Annotated in this window: 13 protein-coding genes; 5 read left to right on the top strand and 8 right to left on the bottom strand. The window is 47.2% G+C overall.

The window, feature by feature from the left end:
• Positions 1 to 133 precede the first annotated feature (133 nt).
• Positions 134 to 1,864: an iron uptake porin gene (locus RIG66_RS15265; protein ID WP_446379396.1), complete on the top strand. Its 1,731-nt coding sequence runs from the start codon at positions 134 to 136 to the stop codon at positions 1,862 to 1,864.
• Positions 1,865 to 1,942: 78 nt separating this feature from the next.
• Here the strand turns inward: RIG66_RS15265 and RIG66_RS15260 are convergent, their stop codons facing one another.
• A complete protein-coding gene (locus RIG66_RS15260) occupies positions 1,943 to 4,282 on the bottom strand; it encodes an IMS domain-containing protein (RefSeq protein ID WP_446379394.1) in 2,340 nt (779 codons plus the stop codon).
• A gap of 330 nt (positions 4,283 to 4,612) precedes the next feature.
• Between RIG66_RS15260 and RIG66_RS15255 the strand changes: the two genes are divergently transcribed.
• Together RIG66_RS15255 and pdhA are read left to right on the top strand one after the other, a co-directional pair.
• Positions 4,613 to 5,824, top strand: coding sequence for an RRXRR domain-containing protein (locus tag RIG66_RS15255; protein WP_446379392.1), 1,212 nt, complete (start codon positions 4,613 to 4,615; stop codon positions 5,822 to 5,824).
• Positions 5,825 to 5,973: 149 nt separating this feature from the next.
• Positions 5,974 to 7,005 (top strand): pyruvate dehydrogenase (acetyl-transferring) E1 component subunit alpha, encoded by a 1,032-nt coding sequence (gene pdhA / locus RIG66_RS15250; protein WP_446379390.1) that lies wholly within the window; start codon positions 5,974 to 5,976, stop codon positions 7,003 to 7,005.
• Positions 7,006 to 7,146: 141 nt separating this feature from the next.
• Here pdhA and RIG66_RS15245 read toward each other — a convergent pair whose 3' ends face one another.
• Positions 7,147 to 7,533, bottom strand: coding sequence for a DUF1815 family protein (locus RIG66_RS15245; RefSeq protein WP_446379388.1), 387 nt, complete (start codon positions 7,531 to 7,533; stop codon positions 7,147 to 7,149).
• 339 nt (positions 7,534 to 7,872) lie between these two features.
• On the bottom strand, positions 7,873 to 8,085 hold the full coding sequence (locus RIG66_RS15240; protein ID WP_006102710.1) for a DUF2839 domain-containing protein: 213 nt from the start codon (positions 8,083 to 8,085) through the stop codon (positions 7,873 to 7,875).
• A 682-nt stretch (positions 8,086 to 8,767) separates the two neighbouring features.
• Here RIG66_RS15240 and RIG66_RS15235 point away from each other — a divergent pair.
• Together RIG66_RS15235 and RIG66_RS15230 are read left to right on the top strand one after the other, a co-directional pair.
• The gene (locus RIG66_RS15235; protein WP_446379386.1) at positions 8,768 to 10,753 is read left to right on the top strand and encodes an iron uptake porin; all 1,986 of its coding nucleotides are present in this window, start codon (positions 8,768 to 8,770) and stop codon (positions 10,751 to 10,753) included.
• 489 nt (positions 10,754 to 11,242) lie between these two features.
• Positions 11,243 to 13,687 carry a hypothetical protein gene (locus tag RIG66_RS15230; RefSeq protein WP_446379384.1) on the top strand — a complete coding sequence of 815 codons (2,445 nt, stop codon included), beginning with the start codon at positions 11,243 to 11,245 and terminating at the stop codon, positions 13,685 to 13,687.
• A 246-nt stretch (positions 13,688 to 13,933) separates the two neighbouring features.
• Here the strand turns inward: RIG66_RS15230 and gndA are convergent, their stop codons facing one another.
• From gndA to coaD, 5 genes are all read right to left on the bottom strand, one after another.
• A complete protein-coding gene (gene gndA / locus RIG66_RS15225; protein WP_446379382.1) occupies positions 13,934 to 15,349 on the bottom strand; it encodes an NADP-dependent phosphogluconate dehydrogenase in 1,416 nt (471 codons plus the stop codon).
• A 360-nt stretch (positions 15,350 to 15,709) separates the two neighbouring features.
• Positions 15,710 to 16,282, bottom strand: a complete 573-nt coding sequence (locus RIG66_RS15220) for a hypothetical protein (RefSeq protein ID WP_446379380.1) — start codon at positions 16,280 to 16,282, stop codon at positions 15,710 to 15,712.
• Positions 16,279 to 17,283: a hypothetical protein gene (locus tag RIG66_RS15215; protein ID WP_446379378.1), complete on the bottom strand. Its 1,005-nt coding sequence runs from the start codon at positions 17,281 to 17,283 to the stop codon at positions 16,279 to 16,281. Before RIG66_RS15215 ends, RIG66_RS15220 begins: the two co-directional genes overlap by 4 nt.
• Positions 17,284 to 18,641: 1,358 nt before the next feature.
• On the bottom strand, positions 18,642 to 19,361 hold the full coding sequence (locus RIG66_RS15210; protein ID WP_446376898.1) for an ATP synthase F0 subunit B: 720 nt from the start codon (positions 19,359 to 19,361) through the stop codon (positions 18,642 to 18,644).
• Positions 19,268 to 19,822, bottom strand: coding sequence for a pantetheine-phosphate adenylyltransferase (coaD, locus tag RIG66_RS15205; RefSeq protein WP_006102623.1), 555 nt, complete (start codon positions 19,820 to 19,822; stop codon positions 19,268 to 19,270). Before coaD ends, RIG66_RS15210 begins: the two co-directional genes overlap by 94 nt.
• Positions 19,823 to 20,106 lie beyond the last annotated feature (284 nt).

The raw sequence follows: 20,106 nt of genomic DNA, 5'->3' as shown, positions 1-20,106 counted from the left end.
AGCATTGTAGGTGGAATGGTACTGAATTAAGGCTGGTGGGCATTGCCCACCCTACTTAATTATTGTTAATAGCTGCAATGGTGTTGTATAGTTTTCCCGTTAACCGTTATTTCGGTGTGAGGAAGGTGTATCAATGAAATCAACTCTTGTGTGGAAGACACTACAACTCAGTCCCGCCCTACTCGGACTCTCTCTATTTGTTGCTAGCAATGCTTATGCAGAGATTTCTGACCAAAGAGTAAGCACCAGCGAATCTACAGTAGAACTGAATCGTCAGTTGTCTGAAACGTCAGTAGAAATTGATTCTATTCAAATCGCTTCTGATGTTAGTCCAGCCTTAAGTCCGACCGATACTACTGCTGATTCTAATCGGGAACTCTTAGAACAAATCCAACGCTACAGTGGTGAAAATGGAGTCGAATCCCTCGACCAAGTAACCAGTGTCGGTCAACTGCGAGATGTGTCTCCGGGGGATTGGGCGTATGAAGCGCTGCGAAGCTTAGTGGAACGCTATGGCTGTATTGCTGGGTATCCAGATGGCACCTATCGCGGTAATCGCGCTTTAACTCGTTACGAATTTGCGGCGGGTTTAAATGCCTGTTTAAACCAAATTGAACGTTTGATTGGCACGGGTGGTTTTGATGAAACTGAGTTAGAAACCCTGCGGCGGTTAATTCAGGAATTTGAAGCCGAATTGGCAACTTTAGGCGCACGAGTGGATAACCTAGAAGGGCGTGTGGCGTTCTTAGAAGACAATCAGTTCTCTACTACCACCAAACTGAAAGGGGAAGTTATTTTTAACCTGGCGAGTGCCTTTGGAGATGAAAAAGCGGATAGCGATGAAGATGTGGATGACAATCTTACCTTCAGTCATCGGACTCGTTTAAACTTTGATACCAGCTTCATGGGAGAAGATCGCTTAAGAGTTCGCTTACAAGCTGGAAATACGCCTGAGTTTGATGAAGCGACAGGAACAGAAATGGCTCGTCAAGGGTTTGAAGCGGCTTCTGATAATGATGTTGCAGTCAATGACTTATATTACCGTTTCCCTCTGGGCGATAAAATCCGGCTTTTTGTTGGTGCTAATGGCTTTGATTTCAATGACATCGCAGAAATTCACAACCCTATTCTTGAAAGTAGTGGCACAGGTGCTTTAAATCGGTTCAATCGCCGCAATCCTTTTGTCTTCCGGAATAATGCTGAACAAGGCGTAGGTGCCAATATTCAGCTTAGCGATTCCCTGAGTTTAGATTTAGGGTATTTGACGGGTGAAAGTAACAGTCCACTCGATAAGGATGGGGTGTTTGATGGAGACTTTACTGCCATGTCTCAGTTGAATCTAGCACTGGGAGAAAAATTAGATCTAGGGTTTGCCTTTGGCTATTCCTACTATCCCGGTGAAGATGTCAACTTATCAGGTAGCACAGGTAGTCCACGGGCAAAAAGACCGTTTGGTGAAGTTGCGACCTCTGCTTTGCGCTTTGGCATTCAAGGTAGCTGGCGGGTTGCTCCCAAGATTAACCTTGCGGGTTGGGGTGGCTACATAAACGCAGAAGCTGAAGCGGATGACCGAGAAGGGGATAATGCTGAATTGTGGACTTGGGCAGCAAATGTGTCATTCCTTGACCTAGGGAAAGAAGGGGCTGCTTTTTCAGTTGCCGCAGGTATACCACCGAAACTTACGGATGTTGATGGTGGTGACGATGATGATGATACCTCTTTCTTGATCGAGGCACAGTATCAGTATCCGATTACCGATAATATCTTGTTTACACCAGGAGTTTATGTGATTTTAAATCCCAATCACGATGATGGAAATGATGATATTTGGGTAGGCACAATTCGCACAACCTTTAGCTTCTAATCACCTTTAATGAGATCCCCGACTTCTTGAAGAAGTCGGGGATCTAGTACAAATGACGAATGACAAATGACGAATAACCTACCTTACCGCCATATCTTTAATAAACCATTGACCGTCCTGACGCACCAACTCATACTGAACCCGCAAGTTCTCATCGTATGAAAGTGCCTGATTAATTTCACCATTTTGATAGAAACGGGCTTGTTCTTTAACCGCTGCTTCTACCCTCGCTTGCTCAGGATTAGCCGGATTCGTTTGCACGGATGTTACTTTAACCTGGTGATTATACTGGGCATAAATGTTCCGTTGCTGATTCGCTTGCGCCCGCCGCTGCCAAACCGACAAAACTGGATCAACTAGAATTTGATCCAATCGATCAATTTGATAATCGGGTCCGAACACTTGCGATTTCGTCGAAAGCCAGGTTTGAATCACTTGCTGGGCGGTATCTTGGGTCAGCGGACCTCCGGGTGCGATTAACTGACTATCGGCTTCGGGAATCGGAATCGGAGGTTGAGCCAATTCCACCATGGGCTGTTCACCCTCTAATGCTGGCGCAGAGGAACTTTGGCGGAGGTTTTGTATCCAAGCGATTAACAACCACCCGATTAATCCGATACCCACGACTCCAGCAATAACCAGCAAGATAGAGCGTCGGTTTTTAGCCCCCTTGCGGCGTTCCGGTAGTCGTTGCAGGCGTCCTGGAGCTGACTGATCTAGATGTCCGGGTTCAGAGGAGCCAGTAACCGATGTCGGTGTCGTCCGAACTCGACCCGCCGCATCTGCTTGTGAGCGGGTTTTTGGTTGACGCCCTGAGTCTGGTGATTTGACAGCCGTGTTTGTTGGTGAATCCCCAGAAGAATTAATGGCTTGAGTTGTAGGTTCTGCCACCCGACTCGTTGCTGAAGCCACCCGTTGGCTTGCGGGTAACGTTGAGACACCAGATACCGAAGCGCGATCGCTCCCCCCTGCCAAACTCGCCGTCTGAGCTGCCCGATCGCGCTCTCTGCTGCTATATGAACCCACAACGGCTGGTTCGCGATCGCTCGAATGACCATTACTCCGACCTGCGGATGCGCCTGTTGTCGTGTAGGCTTTTTTCTGAGCCGTCACTGACCATTCATTATTAGCCGTTGGCGTCGATTCCGGAAGCTGCTCTAAATAGGCTTGTACCTGCTCATCGGCAAAATAGTCTTTCAGCGAGGCGGTTTGTTCTGCCAAGTCGCGGAAATGGGGAAATACGGAATTTTGCAGCCAGCGTTCTCCATACAGACATAATCCCGGTAACAAATCCGGAGCGCCTTGAGACTGTTCCCGAATAAAGGCTAACGGTTCGTATTCATGGCTCAGTTCTAAAGCGTGACTGGCTTCTTCCGTTTGACCCAACAGCAGCGCACAGACGGCTTGTTCTAAATGCACATCCTGACGCCGCCCCAAACGCATCAGCATTTGTTTCGCCCGGGCAATTAAAGCCGGTTGACGCTGGGCAAATCCTCTCGCAATCAAGGCATAAACCGCCAGATAGGTGGCGACGGCTGAAGGGCGGCGGGCTTCTGCTTCAAACAGGGTTTGTTGTTGAGCCGCCGTTAAGTAACCCCGTAGCTGCTGAATAAACCGCAAAAAGTCATCAATACTCAGCCCCGACTGGTCATCCCCGTTGCCGTCAATCCCTTGGCGCTCCTGTAGCATATCTTGCAACAGTTGTAAACCCTTACGCCGTTCGGCAATCTGTTCATCGGGTAATGCCAGCAATTCCAGAATCCGGTAGGGACGCAGCTTATAGAGATCCGCTTGAATTTCGCCCCGCACCGTAGGAAATAAACCTTCACTCAGAAGTAATTCTTGACCCGTTTCTAGGGACAAAGCGGCATTTTCGTACCGACTTTGCTGCCATTGTTCCCGCCCCAGTTCCAAACACGCCAGCGCCAAGGTCAGGAAAATATCGGGTCGCACCAGTTGCGGGTCACCTAAGTGACCTTTATCCAAACTGATGCTGTCACGACTATGCAAATACGGCTGTCCCAACTGCAAGACGAGTTCATATTCTCCAAGTTCTTGCAGAATCAGCAAAGCGCCAACAAATTGTTCCTTGCTGATGTCTAAGCTGGGGTTATTGGGATCAATCGCCTCCGTAGCGGTTGTTTCATCCGTCGCCGTTGATTCCAGGGGTAAAGAAGGGCTAGATTCTGGGTTGTAGGTTTTCTCCAGAAAGCTGGCATCATAAATTGAGCGCTGTTCCGGGTCAGAGAGAACCGCATACGCCTCATCCAGCAACTCCTTGCGAGACGCGATCGCCACTTCCGAATATTCCCGACGCGGAAGTTGGAGAGTGCGATCGCGATAGGCGACTTGAAGCTGTTCTGGTGTCGCCTGGATCGGCAATCCTAATATTCGGTAGTAATCGAGCGGAATTCGCACGGTTCACTTCCCCAGCGCTGCAACAACTGAATTCATGTATAGTAACCTATAGCATCCCCAACATAGTAGTCATTCTAGCAATACTGCCTATCCTAACTGAAAAATAGCTTTCATGAACCCCGCCCTACTTCGTGAGGACGGGGATTGGCAGAGGGAACCTGCCAGGAAGTCATGAATAGGGCATGAGTTGGTAGGGGATAACCACTTCCGAACGTTTCTCTAGTTCGGATTAGATGTAGGTCTAGGAATCTCTAGACACCCTCTAAGTCCAGGACACACCCCTATCAATGCCTTAAGAGACGTAAACATTTACACGAATGGATTATCTCTATGAATCGTGTCCCAGTAATCAGTAAAGAAGGAAAGCCACTGATGCCCACCAAACCCTCCAGGGCTAGACGGTGGGTCAAAGAAGGTAAAGCAGTGGGGAAATGGTCAGATCTGGGCGTCTATTATGTCCAACTCATCACATCACCATCGGCTGAGGAGGTGCAACCCATTACCGTTGGAGTTGATCCGGGTAAGTCTTATTCCGGTGTCGGGGTTCAGTCCGCTAAATGTACCCTGCTACAACTGCACCTGATCCTCCCGTTTGGGCGGGTCAAAAAACGGATGGAAACCCGCGCCATGTTGCGACGGGGACGGCGAGGGCGGCGGATCAACCGAGACGTTCCATTCAAGCAACGTAACCACCGCCAATGCAGGTTCGATAATCGCAAAGGTCACAAAATACCCCCATCCATTAAAGCCTCCCGGCAGTTGGAGTTGCGGACAGTTATGGAATTGGCTGCGATATTTCCGGTGACGGCAATTGGTTATGAGCGGGTTAAAGCCGATGTAGATCAAACCCAACGCAAACGTGCCAAGTCGGGGAAGGGATTTTCCCCAGTGATGGTTGGTCAGGATTGGGCAATATCCCAGATGGAAAAAATTGCCCTTCGACAAGACTTCGGCGTGAGCGCTCAGTCGAACGCTCAGGGTATCACCCCTGTCTATGTCCGGCACGGTTGGCAAAAGGATGGGAACGGTACATCCCAACTCCGAACCCAACTAGGGTTAGAGAAGGATAAGGCTAACAAGTCCATAGCCAAACCGGAAACTCACGCGGTTGATGGGGTGACACTGGCTTGCGGGTATTTCATCAAATATGTCCCGTTTACTGGTTCTAACTCATACGGTTACACCCACAAGGGTAGCGTTAACGTGACCCCCTCCCCGTTTAAAATTATCACCCGCCCCGGTGCGGTGAAGCGGGGGAAAGAGTATGGGTTTTTCCGCCGTCAATTACACTTTGAAGTACCGGATAAGTTGGGGGTCAGGAAGCGTAAGGGTGGAACGATTACCCCGTTTGGTCTTAGGATTGGTGATTTGGTTAGAGCAGAGAAAGCTGGGAAGTCATACATTGGCTACGTCAGCGGATTCACCGATACCAAAAAGGCTCAGAAGGTTTCCGTTTGCGACTACACATGGAAACGTATCGGGCAATTTGCTCCTAGTAAAGTCGAGTTAATCAGGAGAAATAACGGTTTATGTGTAGCGTAAGAGGGAAAAAGATGGATGCCTCCATTCTTCCGGCATCCCGCTATCCCTCCTCACCCTACGAGAGTTGAGGGTGAGGACTCCCGCGAATACGTTGAGTTTTGATCACAAAATAACAGTATAGTAATTGCTGCAAGGATACTCGATTCGCCATGGTTCAGGAACGGACGTTACCCAAGTTTCAAGTTCAAGACGGTCAAATCACCAGAGACGAAGGATTACTGCTTTACGAAGATATGGTTTTAGGGCGCTTGTTTGAGGACAAGTGCGCTGAGATGTATTACCGGGGCAAGATGTTTGGCTTTGTCCACCTCTATAACGGTCAAGAAGCTGTTTCAACGGGGGTGATTCGGGCAATGCGCCGGGATTATGATTACGTATGCAGCACCTATCGCGATCATGTCCATGCTTTGAGCGCAGGTGTTCCCGCACGGGAGGTGATGGCGGAGTTATTTGGCAAAGCCACTGGATGCTCTAAAGGACGCGGGGGTTCGATGCATATATTTTCAGAACCCCATCATCTTTTGGGGGGGTTTGCCTTTGTCGCGGAGGGGATTCCTGTTGCTACAGGAGCGGCATTTACGTCAAAATATCATCGTGACGCCTTAGGTGATCCGAATGCTGATCAGGTGACAGCCTGCTTTTTTGGCGATGGTGCCTGCAATAACGGTCAGTTTTTTGAATGCTTAAACATGGCAGCCTTATGGAAATTGCCGATTATTTATGTTGTGGAAAATAACAAATGGGCAATTGGCATGGCGCACGAACGAGCAACCTCCCAGCCAGAAATTTACAAAAAAGCCAGTGTTTTTGGCATGCCGGGAATTGAAGTGGATGGGATGGATGTTCTGGCAGTACACTCCGTCGCCCAAGAAGCCGTCGCCCGGGCGCGGGCGGGTGAAGGTCCGACCTTAATTGAAGCCCTTACCTACCGCTTCCGAGGTCACTCCCTGGCTGATCCGGATGAACTGCGGACTTCAGAAGAGAAGGATTTTTGGCTAATTCGCGATCCGATTAAAAGGCTAGTCACCTACCTGACTGAGCAAAATCTCGCCGACGAAGAAGAACTCAAGGCGATCGACAAACGCATTCAAGAGGTTCTCAATGACGCGGTACAGTTTGCTCAAACCAGTCCAGAACCTGACAAGAGTGAATTACATCGTTACATTTTTGCCGAAGATTGAGGTATAGTATTTCAACTTGGCATCGGTAAACGCCAGAGGCAAGAGGGCTTAATTTTCACCATCTCATTAACCTCTCGCCTCGCGTTACCTGAAGTCTTGCCTTAAGACAAGGAAACGGTGATGTTCCAAACACTCTGACTTTTAACCAATCACTTCAATCGATTCGCGCTCAGAGTGAATTGGCGATCGCGCTGGAGAAGTATAACGAACCTCAGCAGACGGTTGAATTTGGTATTTGACCAGATCCGCTAAGTCCTGAAGTTGGCTAATCGCTTCAGCGCCTTCTAGTTTCATCAGTTCGCGATCGTCGCGCATTTCCGTCCAAGTGATCCCGTAATCGGAGACCAAAAAACGAATCAGGTGACTATCGCCCAGACTAACCATGAATGAGGCACTATTCATTTGATTGCCGCAGGTATAGCATGATGCCAAGTAGCCTCGGTTTTCTAGCACGATCGCCAAAGCCTGAAGATTCATGACTAAATCTCGTACAAATTGACGATGTTGCTCTGCAAGTCTTATGAACACGTTAATCCTCCAAACACCTTTCCTACGAATATTAGATTTTATACTTTCTTAAGGATTTAAGACTCTATTTTGGGAGGGGTCAGTGCAAAATATGAGCAAGCCTTGTCTTCGGCTGATTCCTCAAATTGACTAACAGAGTTAGGGATCTGAGCAATTCCAGCTTGATGATCTGGCTCCACGATTCTAGCCCACTTCAGACGAGTTGCTCTCTAGGTAGCTCAAGTCATTGGGGGCAATCCTCAAGTTATCTGATACAAATTCCTAATGATTTGTATCAGCAGTCACAATGGCAATACTCAATCGGATACCATTGCCGCCTAGTCCATCGGTGGGAATTGGCTAATTGATTTGCCACCAACCGAATGTCGGTCCAACAAAGCGCACAGTTAGCCACCAGACTACGAGTAAGCCGATGCCAATCCAAGCGCCCTTAGTCGTCAGTTTGACGAACTGCTCACCCTGACTTTTACTAATTGGGAGCCAGGGGAAGAGTCTCGCCTCTTGACCGTACTTGTCTCCAAGTGCAGTTTTACGACGTTTTGCTTCACCCATTCCTTGCATTCCTCAACTAAATGAATTCGATCTTAGCGTTATTCCTGAGATTTGGTTGGCATAAGTTTACGAAATGACAAGTAACTATGACAATTTTCCGGGGATCGGGGATCGTTAGATTAGAAATCCTGAGCCAATCGGCAACTCAACCCTACTTAAGTTAATAATTATTTTTCATCGATAGTCTATCGAGAAACCCCGTAATTCAAGGCGGGAAGGGACAGGAGTGCCAGTTGAGGGGACTTGGGTTGGAGTCTTTCAGGTTAAAAAGGGGTTAAGGAAAATCAGGACTCTCTGTCTTTGTATAGATATATGACGACTCCTCAGCTTACAGCGCTTTTCCAGTAAGTGAGGTACACAGACAGATCTTACCCTTACAGATAGTCCTGCTCCTCTAGAAAAACTCTCGCCAGTCAAGTTATCGGACATCGAGGGAAGGCGATCGGTAAAACCCGCCCTTAATTACCTGAACATAAATTTTGTTAACTAGGTTAAGAATTGTCAAAGTCCTCAATTCCTTGTTTCTGTTTCCTGTTCCCCGTTTCCTGTTCCCCGTACCCTTTTCTCTTTCTCCAAAAGGAAACTTAGCTTTGATTAAGGAAAAAAGAGCTAATTGACAGTTGTCTCTTATTTATGGCTAGAATCGAGGGCGAGTGTGGTTTTTTTGAGGAGTTATAAAACCATGACGACTTATGGACGTTTGGGAAAAACGGCGTCTTCAGCCTTGATATTTGCTACCTTAGGTTGCTGGGTGACCAGCTTCTCTGCCGCGCAAGCAACGCCTGTTGAATCTTCAGAGCAACAGCCGACAGATTTGGCTCGGCTGACTGAAACGTCAGGAGTAGACCCAGGACTGTTTCTGTCAACTGAAACGGGACTGGTGAATTCTCCGGTTGAGACAGCTACCCCAATAACTGAAGCAGAGATCACCAGTGAACTAGCGGTATCTGCCACCAGTGAAGTTGGAATGATCACGTCAATGGATTCCCTAATCGAGTCCGAAGACACCTTTGGGGACACCCAAGTTCAAGACTTAGCCCAAGCCTTACCAGAAGTAGAAGACAGCAGTGATCCCCCTGTAGCTGATCCGCTGTTCGTTGATCCCCTAGAAGCGGTAGAGGAATCTGACCCGATGGGTCAAGTGACCAGTGTGTCTCAATTAAGAGATGTTTCTCCCGGAGACTGGGCGTATGAAGCACTACGGAGTCTGGTGGAACGGTATGGTTGTATTGCCGGATATCCGGATGGCACATTTCGGGGGAATCGGGCGATGACTCGGTATGAATTTGCTGCTGGGTTGAATGCTTGTATGCAGCAAATTGAGCGATTAATTGCAGGGCGTTCCGAGTTTCCCACCGGAGATTTAGAGACTCTGCAGCGGTTGGTGCTGGAGTTTGAGGCAGAAATCGCTACTCTAGGGGCACGGGTGGATAACCTAGAAGGTCGAACCGCCCTTTTGGAGGATAATCAGTTTTCGACAACGACTAAAATCTTTGGGCAGGCGATTTTTGGGGTTCAGGGGCGTAGTGGTGATGAGTTTGTACTCGCTGGCAATGACATTTCCGATGATGACACCAATGTCAATGTGATTAACAATGTCCAATTGAGTCTGTTCACCCAATTGAGTCCCCGTAGTCTTTTACTCACCAGCTTCCAAGCTGGGAATGGTAGCACCACCAGTCCTGCGACTAGAGACCCCTTGGGTAACTTTGTTGGTCTGGGATATGAAGGAGACAACGATAACGATTTACGACTGACTGACCTCAACTATCGTCAACTCTTTGGCAGTAGTTTTGCCTTAATCGTTGGACCAGAAGGGGTTAACCCAGTCAACGTCTTCCGAGGCGTTAACCGCATTGAAAGTGCAGGTTCGGGTCCCCTCTCTCGCTTCGCCCAGCGCAACCCGGTCATTAGTATCGGCAATGGCAGTGGTGGTATTGGCTTCGACTGGCAAATTGCAACTCGCCTAAGTTTGCAAGGGGTTTACTCGTCCAGTCTTTCAGATGAGCCAGAAAATGGGGGAATTTTTGGTGGAGATCAAACGACAACCACGGCTGGGGCACAGTTAGTTGTCTCACCCTTAGATACCCTGGATATATCCCTTCAGTACATCAATTCCTATTCACCCAATGGTTTTTTAGGTACTGGCGTTGGGGATGACCGTGTTGCTTTACAGCAAGTAAATAATGGATTCCTGCGAGCACCAATTAATACCAACGCCTTTGGTGCAGGTTTAGAATGGCGTGTCATCCCCAAACTTACCGTTGGCGGTTGGGCAGGTTATACCGATTCGGATTTTGAAGACGGTTCAGGAGACGCGCAAACGTTTAACTGGATGGCATTCCTGAATTTCCCTGACTTATTTGGTGAAGGGAATTTAGGTGCTATTTACGTCGGTCAGCCGCCAAAAATCACAGATAGTGATATTACCGATGATAGTGGTATAGCTAGGAACGTTCCAGGTTTCTTCACCACCGATGGCATTCCCAATGCATTCGATGAGGGAGGTCAACCGGATACAACAACTCACTTGGAAGTGTTCTATCGTTGGCAAGTGGCAGACAATATCAGCATCACGCCTGGAGTGATTGTGATCTTCAATCCTCTGCATAACGATGACAATGACACGATTACCATAGGAGCAATTCGTACAACCTTTACGTTCTAAGCCGAAATCTAAGGTTGGGGCAGTCGCTGGAATACTGTGAATGGGATAGGGTGCATCCCAATCGTGCGACTGTTACAAGGTCGTGTGAGCATATTGCTCCCTAACACTTCTAGAAAAATGCTCACACTCATGACGTTGTGAGTCAATTCAAAACTCTCACACTTAAATACTTCCCAACAGCGCTAAAATTCTGTTTTTGAAGTTGTTATGAAGTTCTTGTAAAGTTGCTTTTTTGACGGAACCCTCCTGATCAAGGCACGTCTTGAACTTCAGACAGGCTAACCAAATGACCAAGAATCTGCATCCTCTTAGCCTGTGGACATCAGTGCCAAACCAGTCTTGGGGTACTTTATCCCCTCTTCTGGATAAATACTTCGCGATCTGACTCTGCTCAGGATTAAATCATAACTAGCCAACTGTTGGGTTAGATCTCGGAGTCAACCACATATCTCGGTTCCTTTCGTTCATTTACAGATGGAGTCTAACAAGATGATTCTCAAATCACTACGCTACATGGTTGGTTTAGGGATAGTTGGCGGTTTAGCAGTGGTCATCGCACCAGGGGCTGACGCTCAAACCGCGACAACGACGAGCCAAACCACAACTAACGGTATTGAAGTGACCGGCGGTTCCATTGGAGGTCAAGCCGCCTTTTTCGTTCCAGGGATGAACGCTACAAGCGGGAATGTCACCCTATTTGATGTAGGGATTCAGGAACTGAGCATCGAAAGCACCAATGGGAATACCACAACCGCCCACTTTGAACCCAGCGCTGCTAGTTTTGATGACGTTAATACCAGTGGTACACCAGACGCCGGAGACACAGGCGTTCTTCAAGGTACACTCACAGGAATAGCCTATACCAGTCAAGGGGTGATCGTTCCTTATAATCAGGTTGATACAGTCCTCAACTTTGAGCTGAGTTCCTTTGACCAAACCTTCTCCGATTTGCCAGGAACCCTGGTGAGTCCTGCGGTTATGGGTGATGCACCACTGGTTTTCTTGCCGAACGTAGAGGCGACGTTATCTCAGCAGTCTCAGTCTGAGTTTGAAGCAACCTTCGGTGATTTACAAATTGGTGACTTTGAGGCTGACTTAAATAGTGGGCTGATTAATCTCCCATCTAGCTATATTTTGGGTGATTCGAGTACTGTTACAATTCCTGAAGTCTCGCTGCTAGAAAAACTCAAATTCAAGTTTGAAGGGGAAGACTTAGCTGGCGGAAGTTACACCTTAGCAGGTGTAGACAGTGATAGCCTTCGTTTCGTCGGTGAAGCCAACAAGAAGTTTGAAATTGAAACCGAAGGCGCTTCCGGTGAAAAGTTCAAATTTAAGGGAGAACTCGGCTTTGTTGATATCACCATTGATGATATCAATAAGATAGAGCAAGAAGGAATTATTGATACTAGCCTTGATTTAGACAAGTTCAAAATTGAGGGCAAAGATGAAGGGGCTGTGGCTGGCTACGCTTCTATCTTTGGTACAGACGGTGTAGCATTTAGCAGCTTTAGTGATAGCGACAAAGATAAAGTTAAGTTCACGTTTGAACAGGGTGAGAATAAACTAGAGGGAGAGAGTCGGGGTCGCTTTAATTTCTACGCTGCGGCTGGAGTGAGTAGCTTTAATGTTGAGAATGACATTGAAAGTGGGTATACCTACTCTAATCCCAGCGATGATGACAATGTGAATTTGGTTTGCGGTGTTTGTGCGAGTTCCCCACTTTCATTCGATACAGATATCGTTTTCGGTGACACCACAATCAATTTGGTTGAAAGTGGCGGTAGCACAGTTATAAACTACACCCTTAGCGGTGGTGATACCGTGATTGTCAATGGCAGTGGTTCGGCAGGTACGAGGTTATCGGCAAGGGCAAGGGCAGGTGCTGGCGCTGGTGCTGGCGCTGGTGCTGGTGCAGGTGCTGGCGCGAGTGCGAACACGTTTAACACTAACTACGTAGCCTTCAACGGCGGAGCAAGTAGTACTCAGACCAACTACCAAATTTCTCAATCAGCTCGTTTCAACAGCAGCAGCCAGTATCAGTTCCGCTCGAAGGTAAAAGTTAAGTATCACGCGCGAGGTGGCGATCGATACTACTTGGTTACAACAGGTGGCGGTAGTAGTTTTGGTTCTGGTAGCGGTGCAGGTGCTGGTTCCGGTAGCGGCTCAGGTGCAGGTGCTGGTTCCGGTAGTGGCTCAGGTTCGGGCGTAGGTGTTGGTGCAGGTTCCGGTAGCGGCGCTGGTGCTGGTGCAGGTTCTGGTAGCGGCGCTGGTGCTGGTGCAGGTTCCGGCAGTGGCTCAGGTTCGGGCGTAGGTGCTGGTGCAGGTTCTGGTAGTGGCGCTGGTGCTGGTGCTGGCGCTGGTGCTGGGTCTGGTAGTGGCTCAGGTTCGGGCGCAGGTGCTGGTTCTGGTAGTGGCTCAGGTTCGGGCGTAGGTGCTGGTTCTGGTAGTGGTGCAGGTGCAGGTGCTGGTGCAGGCGCTGGTGCTGGTGCTGGTGCTGGTGCTGGATCGGGTTCCGGTAGTGGCTCAGTCGTTGCTGGCTATAAGTTAGTTGGTCCACAAAGTCGTTGTTTCCCAGGTTTAGTGGGTCTGCGACAACTTTCTCAAGATGAACTTGGTGATGTTGCAGATGATGCTGAGCTTGAAGCTGACAATACTGCCGGTGTCAATAATAATGCAACTTTCCCGGCTGATGGTGACAACGATTTTGATGATACTGACACTGACATCGATGATGACTTAGAAGTTGACGATGACGACATGGGCGATGATGACGATGATGATGACGACGATGACCAAGAGCAGGGTAATATGAACCGCAACTTCAACCAAGGGATTGGCAATGGTGCAGAAGGTGGTGACCCTGGTAACTCCGCACCCCGTGGTGGTAGCAACGATGAAGGTGGACGGCAACCTGGAGAGCGAGTCAATCCGTAAGGGCGGCTAAAGAATAAGTGTCTTCTGAGATGAGTGTAGGGGTAGTGATACCCCTACCTATCTCGTTCAAATTCATCGCAAAGTCAATCTTGTGCAGCAAGCCCTAATTATATTGGGGGAAGGGAGTAGTCCATTTTAATGGACTTAAGCTATTAGCCCGGAGTTTGAACTCCGGGCTCCGGGCGGCTGTCGGCGCTGACTAAAAATGGTGCAAGCTGTCAGTTTTAACCGACGCGGATCATATCTCTATGACTGCGCCCATTCGGTATGGAAAACCCCTTCCTTGTCAGTTCGCTCATAAGTATGAGCGCCAAAGTAATCGCGCTGTGCCTGGGTCAAGTTTTGCGGTAAGCGATCGCGCCGATAGCTATCGAAGTAATCCAACGACGCACTAAACGCTGGAACTGGGATTCCCAACTGATTGGAAACCACCAGCACGTCCCGCCATGCATCTTGGCGATCCAGAATCGTTTGCTTAAACTCTGGCGCTAATAATAAATTCGGCAATTTTGGATTCTCATTGAAGGCATTTTTAATCTTATCCAGGAATCCTGCCCGAATAATACAACCCCCTTTCCAAATCCGGGCGGTTTCTGCCAAATTCAGGTTGTAATTAAACTCCTCCGAAGCCTTACCCAACAATGCCATGCCTTGAGCATAGGAACACATTTTTGAGCAATAAAGCGCGTCACGGACTTTATTGATAAACGCTTGGCTATCTCCCTCATATTTACCCGTCGTCCCGATTAGCTCCTTCGCTGCCGCGACTCGTTCCTGTTTATAGGACGAAATCACCCGCGCATTCACCGCCGCGTACATGGTGGGAATCGGTACACCCAATTCCAAAGAACTAACCACCGTCCAGCGTCCGGTTCCCTTTTGTCCGGCAGAATCCAGAATCAAATCAACCAACGGCTGATTCGTATCCGGGTCAATGTACTTGAAGATATCCGCCGTAATTTCAATTAAAAAGGAATTTAGCTCATCGGTCGTATTCCATTCGGAAAACACCTGATGAAGCTGCTTGTGATCCAATCCTAAGCCATGTTTGAGCAAATCATAAGCTTCGGCAATGAGCTGCATATCGCCATACTCAATCCCGTTATGCACCATTTTCACATAATGACCTGCACCCCCAGGACCAATATAGGTGACACAAGGTCCATCATCCACCTGAGCCGCAATTTTGGTCAAAATCGGTTCTAACTCTTGATACGCCGTATCCGTGCCTCCCGGCATCAAGCTAGGACCCTTGAGCGCTCCTTCTTCGCCACCACTGACCCCCATGCCGACAAAACCGAGTCCTGTGGCTTCTAAGTCTTTGGTGCGGCGTTCGGTTTCTTCGTAGAGGGAGTTCCCGCCATCGATAATCATATCGCCCGGTTCGAGCAGGGGTTTAAGTTGATCGATGACAATATCAACCGGTTTCCCAGCTTTAACCATAACCAGGATTTTGCGGGGACGTGCCAAGGTTTTGACAAAATCTTCCAGGGAATAGGCGGCGGTGACGTTTTTGCCCTGGGCACGCTTTGCCATAAAGTCTTCTGTTTTTGAGCTAGTCCGGTTATACACCGCCACTGGAAACCCGCGACTTTCCACATTGAGCGCTAGGTTTTCTCCCATCACAGCTAAACCGATGACTCCGAAGCTTGGTTGTGTCATATATCTCTCGTCAGAATGTAATTGAACGTGTAATCGTGTTTATTTCCCCTACAGGGTAGCCTGCCCTTTGGTGAAATCTTGTAATATTTGCATTATGAGTATGCCTCAACTAGGATACATAAAACCTCAAACCGGATAATCTCGCTAGAGGTGGAAACAAGCCAGGAGACAGGATTTTTGTAGGGGCTGGCACATTCTTGCCAAAAATTAAGTACGAAGCCCAGAAGCTTTATCGCACTTCTCGATTGGGTGCAATACACCTTGGTAGAGACAGGGTGTGGGGTGTGGGGTGTGGGGTATGGGGTATGGGGAAAATATTAAATCTTGACGGCAAACGCTTAATCATGTACTACCTTTAGCCTAAGACTTAATAATATCAGCCCATTGTTGTTGCAGATCGAAAATGACCAACACAATTAAGCCGAATAATCCTAACAGAGGAACCAATAAACTGAACAGGTAAAGCAACCATAAATTGGATTTTGCCTGTTGTTCTTGTTGCATCATCGCCTCAAATCTGTCATCACCAAAGGGCTTAACAGTGAGATCATTTAAAGAGACTGAAAATAAACGATAGCGACTCGGTTGGGTCAAAATTAGCTGATTGGCTCCCACAGCAATATGGGAAATATCCTCTGAACCCGGTAGATTAACCAGAATCGGATTTTGCCAGTCTGGATCAAAGCGTAACAGGTCATCCCGATTAAAGTTACGATCCCCAACCAATACCCACCAAAACCCTTGGTTATCTTGCTGCACAAAGATGGGAAAAACTCGACCTTCGTGAGCTGGTTCTAAGGCGATCGCATTTCCCTTTAATTCGTACTCCATATCCCTCTCGAATTCGGCTTGAAAAAGTCGCACTAGAGGTATTTCGCTGCGTGGCTCTTCCTGTGGAGTACAGCGAATTTCTGGTCTAGGGGATTGAATCATATCAATCTTTCAAGTTCTCGCCCTTCTTGATCCAAAACCAGTAAGCGATGCCATCCGGCGTCTGTCGCATAAATTAGGTTGTGTTTAGCATCAACCACAAATTTAAATGCTCCCTTAAACATGGGAGACTCTGGGGAATTATGCTGAAAACTGGGTAATGGATCACAACGACTTTGGTCAAGTTGGCATCGTTGGATGTTTCCTTGCTGCCAATCCGCAATTAATAATTGATTTTGATCAAGGGCATAAAGATCAGTTAAATCTTTAATACCTAAAGTCTCTAGGGAGTATTGATTTTGAACTTGACCTTGAGCATCGAACTGATAAAGATAGTGACTGGTGGCAGTAAAAACCTCACCTTGCTTGGTCGTCGCAACTAGGGTTGGTCCATGTTGGAACGCGGCACGAGAACCACTGTTAATGGCAACGAAAACACTGCCAATCGCAACAATGACACAGAGGTAGGATAAAATTTTTATCCAGGTTTTTTGCTTGACAACTCTGACGCCTTCAGGCTTAAAAATAAATTCAAGTTGGGCAAAGAGTTGTTTGGTTTTTTGATTATCAGGTCGCCCCAATGGATTGGTGGCGAAAAAGTAATAATTGGCGTAGCTAACACTCTCATCTTCGGAATTTTTAGAGGTAAATCTAATTAAATTCGGTAACTGAACTAATGGTGATTTTGCATGGAATAAGATTATTTTTGTTTGTTGAGTATGAAATTGAAGCGTTTCTTTGAGTTTTTTTCCTTCCTGGATCAAACAACGACCGCGATTATAACCATATTCTAAAACTACGGGTTTGCTGATTCTATAGAAATTGGGAATCTTCCTTGACTCATCCTGCTTGAAGTACTTGACACAACAGTGCCTCATACCATTATTCAGGGAGGCGCATTTTTTCGATAACTTTTTTTGCTTTCGCCAGACTTGGTAGATCAGAAAACAATAGGTCAAGAGAATCAACAGTAACTGAAGTAGGTTTAAGGCAATTTCTGTCATGGTTTACGCCCTGGTAATTCCTGTTAATTCTGTGGTTGTTGCTCAGATGTTCAGATATAGCAACTGACTTTGTAGGCTTGTAATCCTGCTAACGCTAACGTTGAAACATACTACTTATAAAATAAGTGGTCATATCATTTCTGACATCATGCTTTTAGGTCACCCATTTGGGTGAAAAACTTAAGTCGTCAGACAAAATTCGAGTTGATGGTTGAGAGTGGGGAATCCTTAACTGGGAATGGGAAGTAGGGGTTGTAGAGGTGTTGTGGTGGAACGTCTGGAAAAAAATTAAATTAGAGCTTATCCTAGCAGTCTTGGGTTAACTCCTGACTATTAAGCTTACCCGAAAGTATGAGCCGGATGGGGGAAGTTAAATTCTGGAGAAACAGATAGCCTTATAATCAAATCCTTCTTCTTATACTCGAATTGAATCTGACATGAGTTTGCCCGGACTTCAGTTTAGTCCAGATGGAGAATTATTAGTAGTCGTTGCGCCAACGACGAAGATTTGGCGACATTAAACCGTTTACCTGATTCGAGTATGAATAAGTCCATCGTTTTGATAATTAGTCTGTGCAGCGTTCTCTTTTTTGGATGCTCTCAAGCCGAGACGGTGTCTAGTCAAGGGGAAACAGTACCACCAAAAACCATAACTCAAGTTCCCGACGCTCAAACGGCTAAACCCCTAACACCCGCAGATGCTGATGTGTTAATTGCTGCCACAATTCAGGCAATTAATCAGGAAAATGTTAACTTCTTTATGCCCTACTTGACGGAACGCGATCGCGCCCCTGAAAATGTGCAAGCGGCACTCAATCATTATCAGGCTTATTTTCAAGAGGAAGAGATAACTGATTTTGAGCGTCTGGGTATTGAACAACTGGGTGAAACAGGCGATCGAACCCCGATTCAACGCTTTAATTACCGCATCGCTAACAATGGTGGACTTAGTAAACAGATTGCTGTTTATCAAGACCAAACCATTCGGCTAGATGATCCATTTTTGCTCTATTCCGTTTACGCTAACCGTTTAGTAGAACGGTATATAGATGCCATTCAAAACCAAGATATTGACAAGCTGAGCGGAGTTTTGAATATTGAGGAAACCTTGTTTAGTCAAGACGAGTTGAGGGGAATCATATCACAATACAAGGATTTATTCTCTTTAGACTCACTCAATTATCAGTTTATTGGCTTAGAGTCTGAGCGTCAGCAGTTTCTTTATACTATTTCTGGACAAAATGGACGTGAGCATGAAATCAAAGTTATCTATGGTGACGGGTTGGTCAGTCTCCATGATAATTTTATTCCTCTAAATCAAGGTTCTCAGGGGCGGGAACAGGGACAACCCTTAACCCTTACCCACTCTTCTTTTTCGGTGACGCTGAGGATGAACGAGACCCCGATCCGCCAATCCCGTCTTTATCTTGCGGTTGTCCGGGTGGTACATCCTGGTAAAGTTGCTGACGCCCATTACGAATCACTCTCAGCATGTCAGTAAGCTGTTGCTCGATACTATTGAGTACAGAATCAGCATAATCATCCGCACCGTTTTGAATGTCTTCGCATTCTTCGAGTGCGAGTTGGCGCAGTTGTGCCAATTCCTGCTGGGCTTGTCGGCGCATCTGTTCAATGTCAGTCCGGGTTTGTTCTTGCAGCGTTTCACACTCTTGCTGAACCCGTTGCCGAATTTGCTTGGCTTCCAGTTCTGCTTGTTGCACAATCCCCATGTCATCCAGAATCTGTTGAGCTTGTCGTTCAGCGGCTTCTAGGATTTCTTGGGCATAGTCTTCCGCTTGTAGGAGAATATCTTCCCCTTGCTGAACAATCTTTTGAGATTTTTCAAACGCCTCTGGTAGACTCGCCCGCACTACATCCAATTGGGTTAAGAACGCTTCTTCATCAATCAACGTGTACTTGGTCAAGGGGATGTGTGGGCTATCAAACAGCATCTCCTCTAGCTTAGTGAGTTCTCGCTGGATATCTACATCGGGGGTTCCAGAGGAAAGGCGTTTCTCTGGGGGGTTGGGTTCTGGGAGTTGGTTGGGTTCGATGCGGGATGACTCTGGGCGTAACATCGGCAAATATCTAGGGCAACCTGCGGGGGAACAAGATGGTTAACAGATCCGCCAAATTTGGCAATCTCTTTCACTACGCTACTACTTAAAAAACTGTACTCGTTAGACGTGGCGAGAAAAACGGTTTCTATTTCATCCCAGAGGGTTTGATTGGTATGCGCCATCTGGAGTTCCTTCTCAAAGTCTGAAAGCACCCGTAGTCCCCGCAGTAAGACTTGAGCATTCTTTAGTTTGGCATAGTCCACGGTTAAACCTGTGAAGCTATCGATTTCGACATTCGAGAGATGTTGGGTACAGCCGCGAATCTGTTGTACTCGCTCTTGTATTGTAAACAATGGCGATTTACTCGGGTTGCGGAGTACGGCAACAATGACAGTCTCAAAGAGCTTACAGCTACGCTCAATGATATCGAGGTGTCCTAGAGTGATCGGATCGAAGCTGCCTGGATAAATTGCAATCACGACAGAGACATCTGGAGGGGTACTGAGGAATTATAAGCTGTTATGTATTTAATTTGTTATAGCAGGAGGCAGAAGGCTCCAGGATACTGCTGACGAATTGGAAAAACCTAACCCCCCAGCCCCCTTCCCAACCCCCCTCATTCCCCCCTGACAGGTGTAGGTTTTTTACTTTAGGGTGGGGATAAGACAAGGGAGACAAGGAAGGAAAGTAGACAAGGAAGAGAAGAATTGTATAGCTCAAGAAGTATTCGGAGTAAAAACTGTTCGTGGAAATAAACCATTTA

It is taken from the genome of Coleofasciculus sp. E2-BRE-01, from assembly GCF_040221695.1.
Taxonomy (GTDB): Bacteria; Cyanobacteriota; Cyanobacteriia; order Cyanobacteriales; family Coleofasciculaceae; genus Coleofasciculus.
This window is presented reverse-complemented; position numbering and strand designations above follow the sequence as displayed.

Bases quoted from the DNA above. Each gene is read 5' to 3' on its own strand.
- RIG66_RS15265 (WP_446379396.1), top strand. From the start codon at position 134: ATGAAATCAACTCTTGTGTGGAAGACACTACAACTCAGTCCCGCCCTA.
- RIG66_RS15255 (WP_446379392.1), top strand. From the start codon at position 4,613: ATGAATCGTGTCCCAGTAATCAGTAAAGAAGGAAAGCCACTGATGCCC.
- pdhA (WP_446379390.1), top strand. From the start codon at position 5,974: ATGGTTCAGGAACGGACGTTACCCAAGTTTCAAGTTCAAGACGGTCAA.
- RIG66_RS15240 (WP_006102710.1), bottom strand. From the start codon at position 8,085: ATGGGTGAAGCAAAACGTCGTAAAACTGCACTTGGAGACAAGTACGGT.
- RIG66_RS15235 (WP_446379386.1), top strand. From the start codon at position 8,768: ATGACGACTTATGGACGTTTGGGAAAAACGGCGTCTTCAGCCTTGATA.
- RIG66_RS15230 (WP_446379384.1), top strand. From the start codon at position 11,243: ATGATTCTCAAATCACTACGCTACATGGTTGGTTTAGGGATAGTTGGC.
- gndA (WP_446379382.1), bottom strand. From the start codon at position 15,349: ATGACACAACCAAGCTTCGGAGTCATCGGTTTAGCTGTGATGGGAGAA.
- RIG66_RS15220 (WP_446379380.1), bottom strand. From the start codon at position 16,282: ATGATTCAATCCCCTAGACCAGAAATTCGCTGTACTCCACAGGAAGAG.
- RIG66_RS15215 (WP_446379378.1), bottom strand. From the start codon at position 17,283: ATGACAGAAATTGCCTTAAACCTACTTCAGTTACTGTTGATTCTCTTG.
- RIG66_RS15210 (WP_446376898.1), bottom strand. From the start codon at position 19,361: ATGTTACGCCCAGAGTCATCCCGCATCGAACCCAACCAACTCCCAGAA.